The organism is Clostridium formicaceticum (assembly GCF_001854185.1).
Lineage (GTDB): Bacteria > Bacillota > Clostridia > Peptostreptococcales > Natronincolaceae > Andreesenella > Andreesenella formicacetica.
In genome coordinates, this window is the sequence record NZ_CP017603.1 from 4,027,709 (window position 1) to 4,050,844 (window position 23,136).

Sequence of the window (23,136 nt, forward strand, 5' to 3'; positions counted from 1 at the left end):
TTCTATCTCGTTAATAATCTGTCCAACGGACTCTTTATTTTACTTATATTTGCTTCAGTTACATATGTATATATTTCTGTAGTTTTAGAGCTTGAATGTCCTAAAAGTTCTTGAATATATCTAAGGTCAGTTCCTTGCTCTAAAAGATGTGTAGCAAAAGAATGTCTTAAACTATGTACTGAAACATTCTTGTTTATTTTAGCTTTCTTACACGCATTTGCAAATATTTTCTGGACGGAGCGCTCTGTTAGAAAGCTATTATCTTTTCCCCCTGGGAATAACCAATTCTCAGGTCTTTCTATCCTAGCATATTTTCTTAGCATATCTAACGCAACTTCAGAAAGAATAGTATATCTATCTTTTCTACCCTTTCCTTGTCTTATATGTATTAGCATTCTATCACTATCAATATCATCTACCTTTAGTCTTACTACTTCACCGACTCTAAGACCTGCTGAATAAGTTAAGAACAATATTGATTTATGCTTAGTGTTGCTAACAGAGTCCAATATAGATATTACTTCTTTTTGACTTAGAATATTTGGTAGCTTTTTTTCTCTTTTAGGACGAGGTAAGTCATATAATACTTTTCCTTTTTTTAGTACATACTCGTAATAGATTTTTATTGCACTTAATGCCTGATTCACAAAAGTATGCGAGTTTTGCTGTTCATTAAATAAATAATACATGTACTTTTCAACACCCTCTTTCTCCAATACTTTAGTATTATTATTAAATGTAAGAAAGCGTCGTATATGCCCTTTATATGCCTTTTTAGTTTTTGAGCTATACCCTATAAGTGTTAACTGCTTTTCTAGCTGACTTAATGTCGAATTTATATCAAGTAAGTTACTATCATTATTGTTTTTAATAAATGGATTTAATGATTTGTCCCAGCTTACATTGTCATTTACAAAAACTCTTATTAGACTATTTATGCTTTTAACATTATTAGGAACTACCCAGCATTTTTTATGTGGCTGCCACCGCCTTCCTTCAACCTTCTTAATCTTTTTTACCAATTCATCATTATACTCAAATGATACGTGAATTTCTCTATCATTTATTCTTTTAATTTTTATCCCATATACCCTCCTCTTTCCTAAAAGACTTCTTTAAAGATAAATTTAATCTACTCCTATAATTCTACAAAACCTATATAAATCCTTTTGTTTTTTTACAAATAATGTCAATTTTTCCATTGAAATCTAGGCAAGAAAAAAGCAGAGAGTTTAGTTCTCGACTTTTTGTTGTAGCAATATATAGTATATAAATTAGCTGTCGTCTATTAAGCCCTAAACCTATTTTGAAAGATTTATTGAATAAACCTGTCCCTTTCAATAATTAGTATAAATAGGCGTTTCACAAACGCCTAAAATTAAAATAAAAGAAAGGAGGTCTTGTATGAGAATTGCTGGAATATCTAATTTCTATGTTTCTACAATAAACAATCGCTTGGATTTAAGAAATGTTAAGCGTGCTAAACTAGAAGTAAATATACCCGAACCACATCACAAAAATGTTTATACCTATGTAAGTGGGTTTGAAACATACTCTAATAAATCAATGAGTAACTTTCTCACAACATTTAGAAATATTGAGGCAAAGGGATCTGAGTGGCAGTGTGATACAATAGCACTACCTACAGGTGAAACATTTCAACTTAAGCAACTTAAGCAATTTAAGTATGATAATTCGGAAAATTTACGCAAAATTAATGTAGTTAATTTAATTGATATCCAAATATAATAATAAGCGTAACCGCCAAAGAGAATTGACGTATAGCAATAAAATATAATAGTTGATATAAAAAATAATATAATGTATATGCTAAGCAATTTACTAGGATTAATGGTTGGTATAATTTCATAGTTCGGGAAGACAAAATATATTATATCATCTGCCAATAATGCACAGATTCCAATGATTTCTTTCCCATGCTTTCTAATAAATGTAACCCTTGAATACTTAGCTTTATGCTCTAAGTATTTTAATTTAACTACACCAGTATTTTAAAAAAATAATTATTTCTTTCATCAAAGTCTCCCTTTTCTCTATGCTTAAAAACTAACCAAATAGTACTAATTCACACCGTACTCTCTCTCTATTGTTTATAACATCATTAGCATGAACTAACTACTAGCCGAATCTGGAACTAGTTGTGAATTAATTATAATAATGCCAGATTAAATAAAGTCATACTTATCTTCATCATGATTTCTAATTTTGCTCTCCAATAATCTCCAGTTCCCTTTCTATTGTCTGATGCATTAGATAATGTTCACCTTTAACAATCCTAAAGAAAAATTAACTTCAACCTTTTTTTCGAAACTTTCCAACAAACCTCCCTCCACTGAATCATGGGTTTAGATGAAGCACTTCTTGATTAGGAAAATTAAAGCTTTCTAAGCTCATTTGTAAAGGCCTCTACATCATATTCATTATCAAGAAATAAAATTGATTTTGAGGCTGTATCTTGCATTTCAGTATGAAGGATATACTGAAAATCCAAATCACTTTTTTCATTTGTTGCCTCGGATATATTATCTTCTGCCTTTTTTGCTTGTGTCAAAAACTCCTCTATTGCTTCCTTAGTAATTTCTTTATATTTCTTTTTGAATACAATTTTTTCCCTCAAAATATAAAAAAGTTTGTAACCATTTTCTATCTTCTCACCCATCAAAATTTTTTGAAGGTTCAACTTCTCGCTTTTTTTAATACTGACATCATATAGATAGTTTATATGATATAGTAGATCTTTATAAATTGAGGCTGTTTCAAATTGAAATTCTGAAGCAGCCAATTTCATCTTATTTTCGATTTCAGATAAAAACTGTAGCATACATTCTTGCTTTAACAATATTTTTGTTAGACACTGCTTATTTTCCTCAAATGTATCCTTCTCCACAGCTTCAGGCAATATTTTGTAGGTAAACCTATAGGTATTACCATGTTTTGATAGAGGATATATATTTTGAAATAATTTCTCCAAATTCAAAAGAATCTTTTTATTTCTATAGGGCCCAAAACAATCTGTGTTTTCTCTTTCGCTGATGACTTTTACAGGTTTAAGTTTATTGTAGTTTTCTATTTTCAAATACCTATAATTTTGGTCATTTTTGAACTGTGAATTGTATATGGGCTTTAACTTTTTGATAAGGGCACATTCTAGCATCTGCGCCTCTAGATGTGTATCTGTAACAATATAATCTATATCATGGATATGAAACACCATTCTTTCAATCTTATTCGACTTTTCTTGTGTACTGAAATAAGACTTTACCCTTGATTTTAATGTCTTGCTTTTACCAATGTACATAATATTTCCATAGATATCCTTCATTTGGTAGATACCTGGTTTTGCTGGTATAGCCTTGATTTTTTCAGCTAAATGCTTAGGTATTCCTGACAAGCTTATCACCTCCTGTACTTGTTCCAACATCTTTGCTTCCATCCACAGCAACCTTGTTTATTCCTCTACAAAAAAAAGCCACAAAAGTGTGACTTTTAACCTGTAGCTTTCTCCTTAGTATCACGATAAATCTCCAGTACAGACTTATTGATAGCAGCGCCAAAATAAGCAGTGAGCACAATGGCAATGATAATACCGAGTAAACCAAGGCCTGCCATCAAGTAAATTACGATACTCAACAGAGAAAAGACAAATCCAAAATAAAAAGCCATTTTTATACTTAAGTCTATGTTATCCCAGAAAAAAGCCACTCCTTTGCTAAAATTCTCTCTGATGCTTCCCTCATCAAGAACAATAGAATATTTCACGTAGAAAAAAACAGTATTGACTATTGCCAAATACACAAAACCCCTTTTGATAAACATAAGAAGAAAGGGATACATCAAGAAGGTTTGAAACAGAAAAAATTTAAACCAAAACCGATTACCTCCTACAAAAAAATCCTTTACTCCTACATTTTTATGACTGATACTGCTAAGTACACTTAAATAACCACTTTGTATAAAGCTGATCACTAGCAGCAATGTAATTGCTAAGAAAACATTAAATAAGCTTAATTCATTGATTATACCTGTAAAACCACTATGATTATATTGAAGTATTACCGAAGGAAAGTCCTCTAGTATAAAGCGTACACTGGGAGGCGTAGATATAATGCCAATTTTCCATGTAAAAAGCTGCCTTATAGGAACATATGCCACCTGATAAATATACTGATAGGTCAATAATGTAAAAACATCCAGTAGGATAGGGATCAAAATAATCCATAGGGTTTTGTTGATATAATTACGTCCATCACTAAACTTTTCACTTAATTTCATATCCTTCTCCTTCCATACTATAATCGTTTATATTATAATTTAATTATAGCATATTTTAGATTGGAGGCATCCTATGAAAAAATATACCATGCTAATTATTACAATAACAATGATTTTCCTGACATCAATAAGCTATATCTATGATCATCGTTATACTGAGCTACCAACAATCACAGTTCCCAGCATCCATATAAATTCATCAAAGTTTGGTATAATCAAGGAAGTGGTTTGGCTGGATAGCTTTGTAAGTGCTGATGCAGCACTCCTCGTTTTATCGAGTCAAGAAAACCAAGGAGGCAATTATTCTTCTTTATTTTATTTAAATATTGATAGTGGACATTCAATGCTATTATCGGAATTTCCATCTCATAAATATTTAGATAATATCATTTTATTTGACAATACTTTTTCCAGTCAAAGCATCATCACTCCTTATAAAGATGGCATTGTGAAGACAACCCTTCAACGCGATAACATTAACGATGAAGAATTGACAGTTAGTAGTAATATGATTGCAATAGAAGGTTTTGAAAATGCAGATAGCATGGACTATAAAGGTCAGCTTTTCTTCTCAAAGTCCACTGATAAACTCCTTCACATAAAGGATTTTCATACAGGATTTTTTCCCAATATATTTCACACCCCTTCAGCACCTGACTACAAAACCTTTTATAGGGACCCTTACTTTATCGTTAATGCTAATTTACTCGATAGGGTATTGACCTATACCTCTGTCAATAAAAACAGTGTGGATTTATATAGCATGGGTTTTGATGGTGCACCAGTAACCAAATTTAATTTGCCTCTTATCAAGAACATTGTTACTGCTGAAGCCATTGAAGATGGTTATGGATTTATTGGAATGAATACTGTAGATAAGGAAGAAGAATTAAATATCTTTATGGTGAGAAGATCTATCAACCACCCTAAAGATTTGAAGATACTGGATCAAATTCCATTCCATACGGATGTTTTCGGAGGGATTCCTTCTATAGATTCAATTACCTTTAATGAAGATTACACTTTAGTATACACTTACTATGACGAAAATCACCAAGGCAAATTAAAAGTGAACCGTTATAACGAAGAACCTAAAGTGATTATAGAGGATAAAAATCTATTTGGCCCTATTCGAATCGCCAGTAAAAGACTTGATGGTGATGATAAGAGAACTGAATTGATCCTATACTTCACCTCTAGCGATGAGGGAATTAAGGCAAAAATCTGTGATGTGGAGGGGAATTTAGTTAAGGATATTACCGGTATGCTAATGTAACCTAGTACTTTACTCGCCTCCAAGCAAATTTTTTATTAATTTGGAGGTGAAATTAATAAAATTTATTGATTGGAGGTGTATGGGGCATGAGGATACTCGTGGTTGAAGATGAAAGGGATTTAAATAATATTATCGTTAAAAAGCTGACGGCGGAAGGCTATGGCACCGACAGCTGCTTTGACGGTGAAGCAGCACTTGATTATATAGAAGGTACAGAATATGATGCTATAATTTTAGATATCATGCTGCCAAAGATGGATGGCTTGGAGGTTGTTCGCCACTTGAGAGCACAGGGAAACAAAGCTCCGGTTTTATTTCTTACTGCCCGCGACAGCATTTCTGATCGGGTTATAGGACTTGACAGCGGTGCAGATGACTATCTTGTTAAGCCCTTTTCTTTTGATGAACTGATGGCAAGAGTTCGTGTCATGATGCGGAAAAGAACAGGAAGCGTTAGCAACGTTTTTACAGTTGGAGATTTGACTGTGGATTGTAATACACATATCGTTAAGCGAAAAAAAAGCGTCATTACCCTTTCCCCAAAAGAATTTGCTCTTTTAGAGTATCTTATCCGCAACAAAGGTATTGTATTATCAAGGGAGAAAATCGAAAACCATATATGGAACTTTGATTATGAAGGTACTTCAAATGTGGTGGATGTATATATTCGCTATCTACGTAAAAAAATTGATGACGAATGCCCAAACAAGCTGATCCATACCATCAGAGGAAGCGGCTATGTACTGAGGGAAGAGATATGAATAAATTGTCTATTAAGATGCGGATGACTTTATGGTATACGGTATTCATGCTTGCTATTGTTGGACTAGTATTAATCTTTATGCTTTCAATCAGCAGTTCTGTTGTAGAAATAGACTCCAGAAGACAATTGATGAAGATAGTGGATAATAATATGGATGAAGTTGAATATGACAAAGGAAAACTTGAAATAGATAATGATTTTGATTTTCTAAAAAACGGTGTTTATAACCTTGTTTTTACTAAAAATCATGTACTAGTGGATGGTCGAATACCTGCTGACTTTTCAACCGATGCAGCTTTTGAGGATGGAAATATACAAAGGGTTGAGGCAAATGGAGAGCGTTATTATATTTATGATCGATTAGTTACTTTTAAAAAGCATGAGGATGTATGGATTCGGGGAATTATGCCCATCAGTGAAACCGCTGACGTTGTTAATACCATCGTCAAACTTGCTTATATCACGTTGCCATTTTTGGTATTGCTTACGGCAGCTGGCGGCTATTTGATTGCCAAAAGATCCTTTCGTCCCATTGAGAAAATCAACCGTGCAGCCAATGAAATCAGTGACGGAAAGGATTTATCAAAGCGAATTGATCTAGAGAATGAACATGATGAAATTCACCAATTGGCCAAAACCTTTGATCGTATGTTTGATCGACTAGAAGCCTCCTTTGAATCAGAAAAACAATTTACTTCCGATGCATCTCATGAGCTGAGAACACCAACCTCTGTAATTTTAGCCCAGTGTGAATACGCTTTGGAAAATGCCCATACAGAGGAAGAACACCGGGAGGCACTAAAAGTCATACAGCGCCAGGCAAATAAAATGTCTCGTCTTATTTCACAACTTTTAGCTTTTACAAGATTAGAACAGGGTATCGAGAAAACATATTTTGAGGATACTGATTTAAGTGAGCTTGTTCATATGATCTGTGAGGAACAGGTAGATATGCGTAATAAGCATATTACCTTGACATGGGACATTGCCCCTAATATCAACGCTTCAGTTGATCGTTCTTTGATAACGAGATTATTATTAAATCTCATCGCTAATGCCTATCGATACGGTAGGGAAAAGGGATTTGTTCATGTGAAACTACTTCAAAATCAAAAGGAAATCCTTCTTTCGGTTAGGGATAATGGCATTGGAATTAAAGAAGAGCACTTACCGAAAATCTGGCAGCGTTTTTATCAAGTAGACCCCTCTAGAGGGATAAATAAAAACGGCAGCATGGGATTAGGCCTTGCAATGGTAAAACAAATCGTGCAATTCCATGGTGGCGTGGTGAAGGTAAAAAGCGTCATCGGTGAAGGTAGTACTTTTATTTGCAGTTTTCCGAAAAAAACATAAAAAAGCCTTTCTAAATTTAATGTAATTTTAATTTTCAGGAGATATACTTACATCATAACAATAGAAAGGAAGGATATTTCATGATAAAAAAAATAAAATCATTATTATCTTTACCCAAAAGAATTGCTTGCTTTATTCTGATTGCTATGTTGCTTTATTTAGGTGGTTGCCAAAATCAGATCTCAACCGTGGAAAACCAAATGGACTCCAGTACCATATCTTTGAAAAAAACCGCTATAACTACAAACGATCCTTCAGTAAGCATTAAAGAAACAACAGCTACCATCTCCTCCGCAGGAACCTATGTAATCAGTGGGACGCTGGAGGATGGACAAATTATTGTAAATGCTGCAACCGCTGGTACTGTCACCCTTGTCCTGAACAACGCAGATATTACCTTCACTACCGGAGCACCCATTTATATTCAACAGGCAAAAAATGTCGTCATCACCCTTGCTGAAGGCACAACCAATAGGGTTTCCGATGGATCGGCTCATGCTTATTCAGATACAGAAATTGATGCAGTGATTTACTCAAAAGAAGATCTTGTGATAAACGGACAGGGTACCTTAACTGTAAATGCACGCTACAAGGATGGCATCTCCAGCAGAGATACCCTCCTCATAGAAGGTGGCAAGATTAACATAACAGCAGCCAATCACGGTATTAAAGGCAAAGATTATCTGATAGTAAATGACGGGATCATTACAGTTCACGCCCTTCGTGACGGTATGAAGGCAACCAACGATACTCAAATTTCTTTGGGTTATGTTGAAATAAATGGTGGTAACATCAACATCACAGCAAAAGATGATGGGATTTCCGCTGTATCTCGGGTCACAGTGAACAAAGGAACTATTTCTATTGATACTGAAAACAATGGCATAAAATCTGAGGATGTGATTGACCTTCAGGGAGGCACCATCACTATCGTCACCGATGATGACGGTCTAGTCTCCCTGACACAAACCGGTACATCCAATGCCCATGTCACCGTTAATGGAACTGTTCTTTCCTTCTAAGAAAAGATTGGATCTGTAAAAAGTAACACGTATCTAGGTAAAAACCTGAGATAGAAAAATTTACTCTATCTCAGGTTTTTATCTTGCCTATGCTTTCTATTTTATAGGTATATCAATTACCTCATTATAAATCTCCGTATAGGTTATTCTTTCAATAATGAATTGGTACTTCTCTCCTGTTGCAGGAAAATCTAATGTTCTAGTGTGTAGCACCTCACCATTTTCTTGCTTGATTAATTCATCTGTGACAGTTTTACTAAGGGCTATCTTGTTGCCATCCACTAAAAGGTATACTCTCGTAAGAATTGTACCCTCTTCCGTAGTAATTGTGACAAAGCTACTGCCATTTGACTGGTAAATTTTATTGATTTGTACATCTTGGTCTAGAATACTGATGCTTTTATTTTCAATATCCTTAGGAAGGTTTACGGCCTCACTTACATCACGATCTACCGACAAACTTTGTAGATGAAGCTCTAAGGATTGTAAATCCTCTGGTAGGGCATCAAACTCTTGGTGAAATGTAATTCCCTTCAAATCTGTACGCATGCCTGCTCCTTGTGAAGGCACTTCTTCACCATTGACCATCAGTTTTATTGCTATGTGGTTGGGCCTGAGACGATTTCCGCTTATGTGATCCCTTGCCAGTTGAAAAATATTTTGTATGGAACCATTTATCACAGTTCGAGTAGGAGAAGCAATAATCGACTCAAGTCGTACTTGGGTTTCCCCAAATTTAAAGGTTCGTTTTATATTTTTCTTTAAGGTAGACCCCATAGCCTTTTCTCTATCAAGTTTAAAACTTATTTCTCCTTCTTCTACAATACCCCTATCTATCAAACGAAATTTTAAGTTTAATTTTCTTTCATAAAAGCGAGGGGGTTCAAAACTTGTAATCCATTTTGTTTCTTTATTGTCATCGTCGATTTCCCCCTGACCACTTTCCATCATGTAGTTTCTCCATAAGCCCTCCATATGCATCTGAGGTGGGATTTGAACAGCCTCCATCCCCCCACCAGCATCTTTTAAGGAATAAAAAGCTAAAAGCTGATTTTCATCAATCATAATACCATCCAGTGTCATGGTGATCCCGCTCTCAAAGGTATAACTTTTTCCAATAATCTGCCCTTTTCCCAATTCATTTAGTTGTTTTAGGGTACCATTCATAATCTGATCATAGCCAATAAGCCGCTTACCGTAAAAGGCCAGTGTGTTAAAGTTGTAGCCTACTAATAAGGTAATAAGACAAACAGCAGCAATCCTTCCTAACCAATTGTTTCTTCTTTTTGTTGTAAAGGTTTTACCCTCCAATGCATTCTTTAACCTTTCTTCTAATTCTACTGGTACTTCTATTTCATCCAGTTCTGCTTTCTTTTCATACAATAATCTTTCAATTTCTTTCATTTTCCTCACCTCCAAAGCTTTCCTTTAATTTATTCAATCCTATAGAAATTCGAGATTTTACCGTCCCCAATGGGACTTTTAACAAGTCAGCTATGGTTTTATAATCTAGATCTAAAAAGTAACGCAGCCTGATTACCTCCTGATGTTTTTCATTTAGCTGTGACAAATGTTCTTCTAGTAACATTCGGTCTTCCTTTTGTTGAAGGTTTTCTTCGTAAACCTCTTCTTTAATCGTATCTAAGAGGATAACTTTATTTTTAGTTTTTAAAAGCTTTTTACAGCAATTTACTAAAATCCTTTTACTCCAGCTATAGAAGGCTTCTTCTTTCTTTAGTTGATAGATATTTTCATAAATAATGACAATCATATCTTCCATAGCATCTAAGGCATCTTCTTTATTTTTCATCAATGCATAGGCCAATTTATAATAATCTTGTTTTTGAAGCATAATCAACTTAACGAGTGCTTCCTTATCTCCTTTTTTTGCTGTTTTTATCAGTATCTCTATTTCCACTGTATCACCTTCTCTCTTATATAAGAGTATCTTAGCATAGAAAAAGTTCATTTTTTAAAAATTAATTATTCACTATCTTTCTGTAGTTTTGCACAAATAAAACCTTATTCGAACTTTACAGTTGAGGTCTAATATCCATGAATTCGTCCGGCTAAAGCTGAAGGAGTTCATGGGAGAACAAGTATAGTGATGTGAAAAATCAAGATTACATAGATTACTGTTAGTTGTATCGGTTATAGATGTGGGATTTCAAAGATCAACCCAGATTATTCATATCATGTAAACTCTGTTTAACACAAAACAAAGGGACTAAAAACAAGAGGACGGCATTGCTCTGCCGTCTCTTTGCTTCTTTGTTAGATGATGGTTTTATCTCAAATAATCAATAGGATTTACGTGCTTTCCATTAATCCAAATTTCAAAATGAACATGATTTCCTGTTGCACCTCCTGTACTACCTATTTCCGCAATCTTTTGACCTTCTTTTACTTCATCTCCAACAGATGCATTAAGTTTTGATGCATGGGCATACAGCGTTACCAAGCCGCTTCCATGATCAATAACAATTGTTTTGCCATGATCCCTCAATTCTCCTGCCCTAACCACCTTTCCATCTTTAAAAGCAACAATGGTTTTTCCTTCAGGAGCTGAGATATCAATTCCTGTGTGAAATCTTTTATCTTTTGAAATAGGATGTATTGCTTCTCCATAGCGAGAACTAATTCTACTATACTCTGGCACAGGCCATTGTCCTTTAGTATTTAGAATTATTTCTTCACTCTGATTATTGGACTCTTGTATATCTGCAGCCATCTCTTTTAGTACTTTTATAATACCATCATGTATAGAAAGTGCAATTTGCTTCTTAAATTCTTCTGTCAACAGATTCTCTGTACTAGAATGGTTGCCAATATAAGCTGGTTCAATGATAACCGCTGGTATTTTAATACTACTAAATTTCAGTCTATTAGACATTTCTAATATCTCACTGTCCTTATTCTCAATAACATTAACCAGTTCTTTATGTATGATTTGAGCTGCTCTTTCTCCAGTTGTTCTTCTTAAATCCTTACTTATTGAAGTGTAGGATAAAGTCAATACATCACGTTCAGATACTCCACCAAAATTATTATGAATGCTTACAAACAGAGAAGGATTAAGCTGATTTACTAATTCCATTCTATTCTCTAATGATATACTAATATCCTCACGTCGTGTTAATTCAGCATTAATTCCTGATTCTTTAAGCATATTGTACAGTAAAAGTGATATTTCCAGGCTAACATCCTTCTCCTTTATCTCAACCAAATTACCACCAGTGTAAATTGCGCCGGGATCATCTCCGCCATGTCCAGGATCAATAAGCACCAGCATGTCTTTAATAATATCTTTATAGTTAGGTTCTTCTTCCTTTGTATTATCCAACAAATTCTCTTTCTCTAACTCTTTTGCAGCACTATCTTCTACAGTTTGGCTTGTACTTATAAGGTTTATACTTTCAAATCTAGATGGATTCGTAAGAATTACTCCCCCTATGATTATTAAGAAAATAATAGCTGCTATAGATATTCTATAGGATCCTTTTTTGAACATCTTTATCATTTTTATTCTCCTTTCTAGTAAGCTATTTCCTTCACAAAAACTTACTAAATAAAATTTACTATCTTTACTCGTAAATCGCTTAGCTAAGTTAATAAGCGTCATCCCATATGGTATGATTTCTTCCTCTTCAATAGTCTCCATAACATACGCGTCACAAGCAATCTCCCTATCATGCCTAATATGCTTAATGACAATCCATAACAAAGGATTAAACCAGTGAATTAAAGCTACCATCAAAGTAGCCAAATTATAAATTAAATCTTTTCTCTTGTAATGCGCCATCTCATGTAAGATTATATACTGAAGCTCAGAGTAATCTGTCTTGGCATAAATATCTGTTGGCAGATAAATACACGGGTTGATGACGCCTCGAATGCAAGGGGTCTTTAAGCAATCATTTAAATAGATTGGAATCGTTTTTCTTATATTCATTTTTTTCCTGCATTTTTCTGCTAAAAACTCAAGCTCAGGAATTATAGGCTTTTTTAACATTTTGTATTTACGTTCAAATACAAGCAAGGTACTGTAAAAAAATAGTGTTAATAACAACATCCCCAATAACCATATTCTAGAAAACACTTTTATTATCCATTCATTTGGTTCTTTACCTATTGTATTTTCATTCAGCTCTGCAGGGTCATATGCTGAAAAATCATCAAACATGTGATTTTCTTCAATATAAAACTCATGTTTTGTTCCTCCGTTTTTCTTAAAATCCAAAGTTCTATAAACTGGCACAGTCTCTCCTGTAGTAAATGTGTTAGAAGAATTTTTTTCAACATAGGTTTCTAGAATTACTAAACTTTTCTGAGGAAAAAAATTGAAAATGCTAATTGAACTTTCAATATTAATAGGCATTAGTAATCTGATAATTAATACCATCCATATAATATGATGGTATCGCATCGCTATTCGTTGTAAAAAAAGCTTTTTAATCAAAAGATATGCTATCATCAAGATACTTGTAGTCAACGATAAATATAGCACATGTAAAAAAATACCCCCAAGAATATCCATCTCCTATATCCCCTCTTTATTATAGATATATTAGCAACAATTTTATCTCTTTTTTTTATCCTGGTTTTCATGTTTTTTCTTTTCTAATATTTTTTGAATTCTCTCAATTTCTTTCTCAGATAACGATTCTTCCTCTAAAAAATTCGAAACAAGCATGCTCAAGGCACCATCATATACTTTTTCAAGAAAAGATTTATTTTCAATTCTAATGTAGTCTCCCCTAGAAATCAGTGGATAATATTTGTAAATACGGCCTTCCTTTTCAAAATCTATTATCCCTTTTTTAAGCAGTCTATTTATGAGTGTCTTAACGGTTTGCGCTGACCACCCCATTTTAGGAGATAGAGCACTTATTATTTCTTCAGATGTTCTAGGATTATCATTCCATATAAGCTTCATTACTTCCCACTCTGCATCTGATATATTAGGAATATTTTTCACAATTCTTTCCTCCCTTTCTCTTTGTTTACAACTGTAAACCTTAAATTCAGTTTACAGTTGTAAACAATTTTTGTCAAGAAAAAAATGTTTCAGCTTGCTGAAACGAATTCACTGTAGTTTTCTATTTTCAAATACCTATAATTTTGGTCATTTTTGAACTGTGCATTGTATATGAGCTTTAACTTTTTAATAAGAGCACATTCTAGCATCTGCGCCTCTAGATTTGTATCTGTGTATAGACCAATTTATAATAATCTTGTTTTTGAAGCATAATCAATTTAACGAGTGCTTCCTTATCTCCTTTTTTTGCTGTTTTTATCAGCATCTCTGTTTCCACTGTATCCCCCTTTCCTATATAAGAGTATCTTGAAATAGAAAAAGTTCATTTTTAAAAAAATTAATTATTTACTATCTTTTAGTAAGTTTTTTTCCATATAAAAAACGACCTATTCGGCCGTCTTTTTCCTAACAAATCCCTCCATGATCTTAAGATATTTACCAAAGATAAATATCTAAATCCTTCCTGTCATTGAAATTGCACCCTGGTATATACAATTTCCGACCGATGCCCTACCCTCATTGGCGGTCCCCATGTCCCCGCGCCTGAAGTAACGATTATATGAAGATTACCTATTTTCTCATATCCCCAATCCACTTCAAACATTTTTCTAGTGAATAGCCTGAAAGGAAACAATTGCCCACGATGGGTATGTCCTGAAAGCTGAATATCCACACCCTCTTTCTCCGCTTCAGCAAAATCCACAGGCTGATGATCCAGCATAATAATAGGCATCTTTTTATCAACACCTGCTAACAATTCTTTTAGGGGTTTACGGGATTTTCTTTGAAATCGTTCATACGCCTTATCTTCTCTTCCGACCACATAAAATGCATCGGCTATTTTCACATACCCATCCCTTAGCACATGAATGCCTGTCTGCTGGAGGTACTTTTCCGCCATTTCTGCCTGTCCACCAATATATTCATGATTACCCATAGACGCATAGACACCTAGTGGGGGACTAAGCTTTTGAAAGACCTCCATCATGTTTTGCTCTACAAAAGCATCTACCCGATCATCTATAATATCTCCTGGCATAAGTACTAAATCAGCATTCAAGTGGTTTACTTTCTCAACAACCCTTTCTAATTGTCTGCGGTTAACAAGCCTCCCTAAATGTAAATCCGACAGCATGACAATATTTAATTCTTGAAATCCTTCCATTTCTTTATCCAGTTGAACTTCATACTGTACAATCTCAGGATTCCGTCCACTCCACCATCCATAGGATACAATGATGCATACTAAACTTATCACTACAATACCTATGGTAACAATGAATTTAGGTTGACTAATCAAGCCTTCAGGTATAAAGTGCAATCTTCTGTTCAATAACCCCGCAACTTCCACTAAAAACAAGATCATTGTTAGATAAGTCATAATCCCTAACCAATAAGCACCTATAACCTCAAAAAAATCACTTAACCAGTTTGGCAACCATCGCGCTCCCCCTCGGGCGATAAAAAACGAAAAAGCCACAAACCATAGAGATATCCAGTAGCCTATAGCAGAAAATTTTAAACCGCTGGCAACAACAAATTGCCATCCCCTCAGTCCAATATAGTAGGTAAGCCCACCATAGATGAAAAGTATCATGCTCAATATAACCATAAATAGTAAATTCATAAAATTTCCTTTCTGCCTTCTATTCTCTGTTTTTCTATTCTTACTTTAAAATAGCATATAAAACCTAGACATGCAAGAATTCACTTATAGAACAAAATCGAAATAAGCTATCGCAAGAGATAATCGCGCTTTATTGCTTAAAACTTTTAAAGCAACAGATAAATATATATTTTAAAGAATAGTATTTGCATTCTTAAATGCAACATATTATGTTACTATAGTTTTGCAGAAATAAAGCCTTTATAAAATTAACCTTATAGCTGTTATGAAGCAATAGTAAGTATAGCATCTTTTACTGATGTATTTTTCTCTACTTCTTGATCTAATGCGATTTCGGAGAAAACAAGTTTTCCCAAGGAAAATCTTCTCAGACAGATACGAAGCTTTTTAAAACTGAGTTCTGATGTCCAAGGGGTATCCTCTTGATAATCTTGTGCTTGAAGCTAACTACTATTTGAATGTTTTAGCAGTACTATCTTCCCAACACTATAGACTACAGCTGCAAGGTGAATAAATCTGAATGACTTATTGCTAAAGTATGTATCCGCAACTACTCTAACAGTGTGCTTGCATATCCAATCTGCAAACTGCAATAATGCAGCATGGGTATTATCCCAGAAGTTCATAGGAGTTGCTATGCCTTTGGCAGCTGACATCCATTGGGAGGGGTTTAACCTACCAGAAGTGATCCATGAATCATAAATTTATTTGGAAATAACTCTAAAAGCTTGTAAAGCAATTGTTTCATAACACCCATGGTTGGGGGTTATTTTGTACATATATTCCTCAATTATTTTGCAAATTATTACGTCAATTTTTGGTAACTATTTAAAAAGTGCAAAACTAAAGTGTAAAACTATAGTAAATTAGGGGATCAACGTATACATAATATAGCAAGACTTTCAGATGAAGCATTTACTAGAAAAAGAAAAATGCCACTCCAAGATCTATTAACGTTTACGTTAACAAAGTAATGATGAAGTTGTAAAATTTGAAATAAACAAAAGTAGAAAAAGAAGAATGTCAAAAGAAATTCTAAAATATGCAAATAGCTCTCGAAAATAATCCTCAAAAAAGCCAAATGCTTTATGAATATCTAATTGAGGAGGCCACAGAAAATCTAGTACCGATTAAAGCTGGGCGAAGCTTCCCGCGTACACGTGTAAGACGAAGAAATAAATATACCCAAAACTTGAGACATAATTAATTCTTATATTAAAAAAGGCTTACCCGTTCTGTTTATAACAAAACGGGTAATAGGTATGTCACTTTGAATTGATAGCTTCTCTTGTATTACAGATTTTCTTTATATTAGCCTAGAATAATAATCGAAAATTTACAAAGTACTTGAACGAAGATAAATATAAAGATAATAATTTTTTAAGTTGACAGCATTGGTCTGCCATCCCCTGTCACCTATACAGCATACTGATACTCAGCATTTTCTTTTATGCTAAAAAAGTCTGCGTAGCTTATTTCAAAAATATCTTTGTTGATTTGAGATATATCTACTTTGTTTTTTATAAGATAGGTTAATACACCAGCATAGGCTATATCTCCCTGGAGGATGGCTCCATAGATGATCCCATCTTTTAAAATGATCTTTTTATAAATATCTTTGTATTGTTGCATACATACTTCATAACTTTCATCCGGGGCATCTATAAGACCTAAAGAAATCGTTTGAAGTCCAAGGAAGTTCATGGAATTTTTCAGCCCAAAGAAATCATCCAAGTCCGTTTTTTGCTCAACCATATTGTGTGCTGCGACAATTCCCGCTTTTACTGCCAGGGGCCATATAGGATTTTTACCACATACATCACCGGCAGCATAGATATCTTCTATGTTGGTTTCACATCTATGATTAACAACGATCCCTCTATCTAGCTCAATGGTATTTTCTTCAATAAAATTTGTATTTGGTCTTACTCCCGTTGCGACAATAACCATTTCACATTTAATAAGCATACCATTATCTAATCTTACAGCCTTTACATTACCAGCTTCATCTAATACTGCTTCTTTAACGCTTCTTCCAGTAAATATACTTACACCCTCAGATTTAAACAAATCCTCATATCTTGAAGAAGCATATTGATCAAGCTGCAGGGGAAGTATTTTGTCAGCCATCTCCACTAAAGATACGTCAACATTCTGCTCTAACAAGCCTACAACTGCATCTATACCCACAAGGCCTCCACCTAATACAACTACATTTTCAACGTTCTTGGCTTCCTCTTTTATCATCAAAGCATCTTCAATATTTCTTAAACCATAAACCCCTTTTGCTTCTCTAAGATTCTTAACCGGAGGAATAAAAGATGACGATCCTGTTGCTATAAGCAATTTATCATAACTTAAACTCTCTTCATTATCTAATAATACTGTTTTGTCATGAATATTCAGTTTTTTAGCCAAAACACCTTTTTTCCACTTTATGTCATAATTTTCGAAAAAATCTTTTTCAGTAAAATTTAATCCTTCTACATTTCTTTTTTCTCCTATGATATGATGCAGCATACATCTGGAATAAATATGGTTATCTTTTGATACAATGGTTATTTCTCCATCTGCATCTAATTCTCTTAAGGTTTTAGCCGCATTGACCCCTGCAGCACTGGCTCCCAATACTAAATACTTCATGCTACTGACCCCCTTCCAAACTTAAACATCCAGTTGGACAGTTTTCTACGCATCTTGGTATTTCCCTATCCCCGCACATATCGCATTTTTGTACTACTCTTTTTTCTACCTCATCTGCCTTTAAAACACCATAAGGACATGCCATCACACACATGAAGCAGGAGGAACATTTTTCTTCATCATATTTTACAAGTCCTGTAGCTTTATCTTTAACCATTGCACCACTCATACAGGTATAAACACATTCCGGTTCATCACAATGTCTGCATAGAATAGGTGCCGGACATTTATTTTTATCTAACTCAATATGATTTTTGCTTTCATTGGCTAAGTCTTCCATATCCAAATTATAAATACTTTTACCCTTTTTGTTATGCTCAGCCATACAACCAATGACACAATTCAGACAGCTCATACATAAGTCTTTATTTATTTTAATTCTTTTCATAGATACTCACCCCTTTTGGTTTTTAAGGTTACCATACACTTTTAAGGCTTAGGAAAATAGACGAAGCTATTTTCCTGTGGGTGCATCTAATCCTAAGGCTTTTCTTCTTTCTAATACGATTTCTTCCAATTGATCTGCAGCCTTCATGACATCATCTTCAACAATAACCTTTCCTCCTGTTATATCCACAAGTGACTTTGTAAGAACTTCAGTCACTACTTTACTTCCAGTTACAAATGGAGGAATAGCAAGATGCACAGGTAATCCTAAAGCTAAGCCAAAGGCACCGTCAGCTAATGCCTGTTCTTCAAGCCATTGTGGAGCTGATAATACAAGTGGAAGCTGAGGTATATCTATTCCTAAAGCTTCTGCTAGTTCTGTTGCAACGATTTCAAGTCTTCCTATTGCAAGACATGGTCCGAAGTTTAACACAGGAGGTATGCCTAATGAAGTACAAACCTCTTTTAAATTATCTCCTGCCAAATCAGCAGCCTTTGGTGACATAAGTCCTACGTTTTCAAGGCCCCCGCTTGAACATCCAGCAGATAGAACAATAATATCTCTTTTAATTAATTCTTTTGTTAACTCAACTGTAAAAATATCGTGTCCCATGGCTGTTAAGTTTGAACATCCTACTACGCCGGCAACACCTTTGATTTTGCCTGAAGCGATTAAATCTATCAGCGGTTTCCATGTGTCTCCTAAGAATGCCTTAAGAGATTTCTCACTTACACCGGTTATTACATCATCATGCCCATGATCCTTTGGAATATCAATGGTTATTTTATCCCTTCTGTTTTTGAAACTTTCTAAAGCCTTATTTATAATGTGCTCTGATATCTTTTCGTCATTATCCATAGAAAACGGCATATATTCTGCATTTGCTTTTTTAGCTACATCATCAAGACATAGCATAGGTACCATAAATTCGTCTGCTATAGGTTCAATTCCCGGTAATGTACAATTAAACTCTGATACAATAAAATCAATGGCTCCTGTTGTGATAAGTGCTTCACTTGTGAAGTTATTTCCAGCATGCCCTGAAAATACATCTTTATAGTGCTCTCCTCTTAGCTGTAGGTCTTGCCCCACACATGTACATCCTACAAGTTTAAAACCCTTTGCTCCTGCGCTTTCAGCAAGTTTTTTCATATCTTCATTAACCAATCTATCTTGAAGATCTGAAATGACTGAATGCTGATGCCCTGTTATCATAATATTAATATAATTTTCATCAACAACTTTAAATCCTACAGGTGCTTTTCTAATAACCGGTTCTCCTAACATAACATCATTTAATAGATTTGTTAATGTTAGTCCGTAAAGACCTGTAGATATTCCTAAGTTCAGACAATGCATAAGCATATCTACTGGATCACTATTTAAATTGGTTGAAGATTTTACGATAGCATCAAAAACCTCTGATTTCGCTCCACCAGGTAATATTCCTAGCTCTTTCCATTTGTTAAATCTCGGTGTATATGCCATTTTTTCAACTAATTCCATTTTCTCATGTCTGGCTTTATATAGATCATTTAAAACCTTATCTGCTACTTTTACAGCCTTATCATTTATGTCCTCTGAATTGATTTCAAATAATTCAGCTAATTCATTTAATGTATTTATTCCTTTAATTTTTCCTTGTCTTTCTCCAGTAGATTTTAGATTTCTTGCAGTAGTTTCAATAACATGTAGATAACATGCCGCTCCAGATGCCACTGCTCTTAAAAAGTTTCTTGCTACTATGGTATCTGCTGTTGCTCCACAAACTCCCTTTGGGGCTGTTGGAGTAATTCTACAGGGTCCATTTGAACATAGTCTGCAGCATACTCCCTGTTGACCAAATCCACATTTTATTTTTTGATTTTCAACCCTGTTAAAAGATGTTTCAACATCCTTTGTTTGAATAAAACTTTCTAGTCTCCCATCTGCTGATTTACACATTTTCATAATATAACTCCTCCTTTAAAAAATATACTAGTTTTGTATAGTTTCGTCGAAAAGTATACAAATTTTGTACACTTTTCGACATAAAGATAAGCTTTATAACAACAAATTTAATTCCCAACATTACTAATACCCTTTATCTATTCCTTTAATCATTTTCTTTTATATTTTTAAAATTTAAATTTTCCAACTCGTCTATGACTCTGATTCTTACCTTATTTAATGCCTTGTGTATATCACAAGTATTCGTTGTTTTGTGAAGATTGCAGTGGTTTGGGTCATAAAGACATCTCTTGATATAAATTGGTCCATCAATTGCTTCAATTACATCTCTAAATGTAATTTTTTCAGGTTCTCTATTTAGAGAATAGCCCCCATTCACACCTCTGAAGGATTTTGTTAAACCTACCTTAGTCAGCTTTCTAAGGATTTTAAGTGTAAATCTGGTTGGTATATTTTCACTTTCTGATATCTTTAAAGCATCTATTTTTGCATCTCTGCCTAGTTTGGATAAAAATAATATAATTCTAATGGCGTAATCCGCCTCTTGTGTTATCTTCATGTTGTCACTCCATTATTTTAAAACTATACTATTTTTGTATAGTTTTATATTATTATAACATTTTTTATTTGTCAATATCTTTTTAATTGTTTTATTCACTAATTTTTTTATAGGTTTTCCAATTAATCATACTTTTATGTGATAAAATTCTTACTTAAATATAGCTAAAGACTTATTTCTAGAGAATATGACTTATAAAACTCCATAAAAAAAGAATAGTCTTTTAAACATTAAGACTATCCAATAAAAATTATATAAGAAAAAGATTATGCATAATTGATCTTTTCTTTCTTTTCTTGAACTTTTTCCATAAGATATATAATCCAAATACTGGATTCATAAAGAAGAATAACCGGTAAACAAATACCTACTAAAGTTAAAAAGTCCGGTGACGGAACAAGGGTACCCACCACCATGAAAATACTGATATAGCCGTACATCCTGGTAGCTCTGAGCTTAGTGGATCTAATTATTCCAAGTCGGCTCAAAGCCACCATGATCAAAGGTATCTGAAAAAATAGACCCATGGTAAAAGTTAACATCACTAAAAATGAAAAATATTTACTACCAAGGAGCATTGGATTGAGATAAGCTTCTCCAACACCTAAAAAAAACTGTAATACTACTGGGAAGAGCTTCTGTTTACCAAATAACATCCCCAGAAAGAATAGAAATATGGCAGGAGGTATGGAGGAAAAAACAACTTTTCTTTCATGGCGGGTACAACCCGGTATGATAAAAGCCAGCACATGGTAAATCAATACGGGCAAAGCTAGTATAATTCCACCCACCACAGCAATTTGCACTGTCACAAACAAGCCGTCAGCGGGACCGGTAAAATGGAGGATCTTCCCATCCAGAGGAACCATAAGCCATCTAATCATCTTGTCCATATTGAGATAAACCAGCAGAGCACCCATCAGTAAAACCGTAAGGGAGAAGATAAGACGATACCGTAGTTCTCCCAGGTGTTCTGTTATCGACATTTTTTTATCCATACCCATTCCCTTTCCTTACTAGATGATAACTACAATCTACTTAATAGTTTCTTGCTCATTTTTTTCTTTTTCTAACGCATCATTGACATCATTGAACACACTGTCTTTAGCTATTTTAAATTCCCGTAATGATTTTCCCAGGGCATGACCAACATCAGGCAGTTTTCCGGGTCCAAACACAATTAATGCAATAGATAAAATAATCACTAACTCAGCTAAACCTATATTTGGCATAACTTATACCTCCTGTAAATTTGAATGTTTTTTACTTGACTTTTCTATGACGAGAATCATCAGGATACTAAATTCATACAATAAAAACACTGGAATACCGACGGCCAGCATACTAAATGCATCAGAGGGCGTAATAAATGCTGCCAACACCATAATACCAAGAAAAGCAAACTTACGCTTTTCACGCAACATCCGAGAATTAATTATCCCAACTGTTGCTAGAATAGCTAAAATCACCGGTAACTCAAATACAACGCCCATACCCAAAGAAAGCATAATGACAAAAGAGAAATATTGACCTGCTGCTAAAGTAGCCGTCATATAGGCCTCTCCCATCTTCAGAAGAAACTTAAGGGTAATAGGTATGACTACTGTAAAACTAAAGATTACACCTACAGTAAACAGCAGCGTTGCTAAGGGGATGACCCAGTATAATACTTTCTTCTGCCTCCTCCCCAGCAAGGGAACCGCTAACCCAACAGCCTGCCAAAATATTAAAGGGGAAGACAGTGCCAAGGCCGTAAAGAAAGCTACTTGAATTTTAGTCATAAAACCTTCTATAGGCGAGAGGAATACCAGTTGCTTTTCACCTAAGGGTTTTGCCAAAAATCCAATCAGCACATCTGCACGTAAATAAGCTACTATCATTACAACCATTACTATTATCAGCGAAAAAATGATCACCTTGCGAAACCGTTCCAGTGGTTCTATTATCTTTGCATAGTTGATAATCATGTAGTCTCTTACACTCCTTGGCTTAAAAGATTTTCCGATCGTCACTATTTATTATAAAGGAATAAATTTACGAAACTTTGTCGTAGAATTAACGTTTTTGTGACACAATGTTTTCTGTGGCTATATTATTTTCTTATTATTCAGCTAAATATCTACAAAATCAATAAGGGCTATCAGTAGCTACAGCTCTTCATATT

At 34.3% G+C, this 23,136-nt stretch carries 21 protein-coding genes; 5 read left to right on the top strand and 16 right to left on the bottom strand.

The window, feature by feature from the left end; translation table 11 throughout:
- Positions 1-2: 2 nt before the first annotated feature.
- Positions 3-1,022 carry a site-specific tyrosine recombinase/integron integrase gene (gene xerA / locus BJL90_RS18810; RefSeq protein ID WP_236904957.1) on the bottom strand — a complete coding sequence of 340 codons (1,020 nt, stop codon included), beginning with the start codon at positions 1,020-1,022 and terminating at the stop codon, positions 3-5.
- 382 nt (positions 1,023-1,404) lie between these two features.
- Between xerA and BJL90_RS18815 the strand changes: the two genes are divergently transcribed.
- On the top strand, positions 1,405-1,749 hold the full coding sequence (locus BJL90_RS18815) for a hypothetical protein (RefSeq protein ID WP_070971753.1): 345 nt from the start codon (positions 1,405-1,407) through the stop codon (positions 1,747-1,749).
- A 646-nt stretch (positions 1,750-2,395) separates the two neighbouring features.
- On the opposite strand, the gene BJL90_RS18820 is transcribed toward BJL90_RS18815, so the two are convergent.
- Together BJL90_RS18820 and BJL90_RS18825 are read right to left on the bottom strand one after the other, a co-directional pair.
- Complete coding sequence (locus tag BJL90_RS18820; RefSeq protein ID WP_081562102.1) at positions 2,396-3,454, bottom strand: GIY-YIG nuclease family protein; 1,059 nt, start codon at positions 3,452-3,454, stop codon at positions 2,396-2,398.
- Between the two features lie 53 nt (positions 3,455-3,507).
- Positions 3,508-4,293, bottom strand: a complete 786-nt coding sequence (locus BJL90_RS18825) for a hypothetical protein (RefSeq protein ID WP_070971759.1) — start codon at positions 4,291-4,293, stop codon at positions 3,508-3,510.
- 73 nt (positions 4,294-4,366) lie between these two features.
- Between BJL90_RS18825 and BJL90_RS18830 the strand changes: the two genes are divergently transcribed.
- The 4 genes from BJL90_RS18830 (at position 4,367) to BJL90_RS18845 (ending at position 8,707) form a co-directional block, all read left to right on the top strand.
- Positions 4,367-5,569: a hypothetical protein gene (locus BJL90_RS18830; RefSeq protein ID WP_070971762.1), complete on the top strand. Its 1,203-nt coding sequence runs from the start codon at positions 4,367-4,369 to the stop codon at positions 5,567-5,569.
- 86 nt (positions 5,570-5,655) lie between these two features.
- Complete coding sequence (locus BJL90_RS18835; RefSeq protein WP_070971765.1) at positions 5,656-6,330, top strand: response regulator transcription factor; 675 nt, start codon at positions 5,656-5,658, stop codon at positions 6,328-6,330.
- Complete coding sequence (locus tag BJL90_RS18840) at positions 6,327-7,685, top strand: sensor histidine kinase (RefSeq protein ID WP_070971768.1); 1,359 nt, start codon at positions 6,327-6,329, stop codon at positions 7,683-7,685. Before BJL90_RS18835 ends, BJL90_RS18840 begins: the two co-directional genes overlap by 4 nt.
- A gap of 188 nt (positions 7,686-7,873) precedes the next feature.
- Positions 7,874-8,707, top strand: coding sequence for a carbohydrate-binding domain-containing protein (locus BJL90_RS18845; RefSeq protein ID WP_169824243.1), 834 nt, complete (start codon positions 7,874-7,876; stop codon positions 8,705-8,707).
- Positions 8,708-8,803: 96 nt separating this feature from the next.
- On the opposite strand, the gene BJL90_RS18850 is transcribed toward BJL90_RS18845, so the two are convergent.
- The 13 genes from BJL90_RS18850 to tatC (BJL90_RS18905) all read right to left on the bottom strand — a co-directional run bounded on the left by BJL90_RS18850 (position 8,804) and on the right by tatC (BJL90_RS18905) (position 22,939).
- Positions 8,804-10,111: a DUF4179 domain-containing protein gene (locus BJL90_RS18850; RefSeq protein WP_070971775.1), complete on the bottom strand. Its 1,308-nt coding sequence runs from the start codon at positions 10,109-10,111 to the stop codon at positions 8,804-8,806.
- Positions 10,098-10,676: an RNA polymerase sigma factor gene (locus BJL90_RS18855; RefSeq protein ID WP_472234845.1), complete on the bottom strand. Its 579-nt coding sequence runs from the start codon at positions 10,674-10,676 to the stop codon at positions 10,098-10,100. The genes BJL90_RS18850 and BJL90_RS18855 overlap by 14 nt, the downstream gene beginning before the upstream one ends.
- 318 nt (positions 10,677-10,994) lie before the next feature.
- The gene (locus BJL90_RS18860; protein WP_070971781.1) at positions 10,995-13,244 is read right to left on the bottom strand and encodes a M56 family metallopeptidase; all 2,250 of its coding nucleotides are present in this window, start codon (positions 13,242-13,244) and stop codon (positions 10,995-10,997) included.
- Positions 13,245-13,286: 42 nt separating this feature from the next.
- On the bottom strand, positions 13,287-13,685 hold the full coding sequence (locus BJL90_RS18865; RefSeq protein WP_081562104.1) for a BlaI/MecI/CopY family transcriptional regulator: 399 nt from the start codon (positions 13,683-13,685) through the stop codon (positions 13,287-13,289).
- A gap of 526 nt (positions 13,686-14,211) precedes the next feature.
- Complete coding sequence (locus BJL90_RS18870; protein WP_070971785.1) at positions 14,212-15,372, bottom strand: metallophosphoesterase; 1,161 nt, start codon at positions 15,370-15,372, stop codon at positions 14,212-14,214.
- 443 nt (positions 15,373-15,815) lie between these two features.
- Positions 15,816-16,028, bottom strand: a complete 213-nt coding sequence (locus tag BJL90_RS22875) for a hypothetical protein (protein ID WP_156778855.1) — start codon at positions 16,026-16,028, stop codon at positions 15,816-15,818.
- 760 nt (positions 16,029-16,788) lie between these two features.
- Positions 16,789-18,015 carry an NAD(P)/FAD-dependent oxidoreductase gene (locus BJL90_RS18875; RefSeq protein ID WP_070971788.1) on the bottom strand — a complete coding sequence of 409 codons (1,227 nt, stop codon included), beginning with the start codon at positions 18,013-18,015 and terminating at the stop codon, positions 16,789-16,791.
- A gap of 1 nt (position 18,016) precedes the next feature.
- Positions 18,017-18,463 (bottom strand): 4Fe-4S dicluster domain-containing protein, encoded by a 447-nt coding sequence (locus BJL90_RS18880; RefSeq protein WP_070971790.1) that lies wholly within the window; start codon positions 18,461-18,463, stop codon positions 18,017-18,019.
- Positions 18,464-18,529: 66 nt separating this feature from the next.
- A complete protein-coding gene (gene cooS, locus BJL90_RS18885; RefSeq protein ID WP_472235465.1) occupies positions 18,530-20,407 on the bottom strand; it encodes an anaerobic carbon-monoxide dehydrogenase catalytic subunit in 1,878 nt (625 codons plus the stop codon).
- 151 nt (positions 20,408-20,558) lie between these two features.
- Entirely contained in the window at positions 20,559-20,972 is a 414-nt protein-coding gene (locus tag BJL90_RS18890; protein WP_070971796.1) for an RrF2 family transcriptional regulator, read from the bottom strand.
- Positions 20,973-21,238: 266 nt separating this feature from the next.
- Positions 21,239-21,970, bottom strand: coding sequence for a twin-arginine translocase subunit TatC (gene tatC, locus BJL90_RS18895; RefSeq protein ID WP_169824244.1), 732 nt, complete (start codon positions 21,968-21,970; stop codon positions 21,239-21,241).
- 36 nt (positions 21,971-22,006) lie between these two features.
- Positions 22,007-22,204 carry a twin-arginine translocase TatA/TatE family subunit gene (locus BJL90_RS18900; RefSeq protein ID WP_070971801.1) on the bottom strand — a complete coding sequence of 66 codons (198 nt, stop codon included), beginning with the start codon at positions 22,202-22,204 and terminating at the stop codon, positions 22,007-22,009.
- Between the two features lie 3 nt (positions 22,205-22,207).
- Positions 22,208-22,939 (bottom strand): twin-arginine translocase subunit TatC, encoded by a 732-nt coding sequence (gene tatC / locus BJL90_RS18905; RefSeq protein WP_070971804.1) that lies wholly within the window; start codon positions 22,937-22,939, stop codon positions 22,208-22,210.
- Positions 22,940-23,136 lie beyond the last annotated feature (197 nt).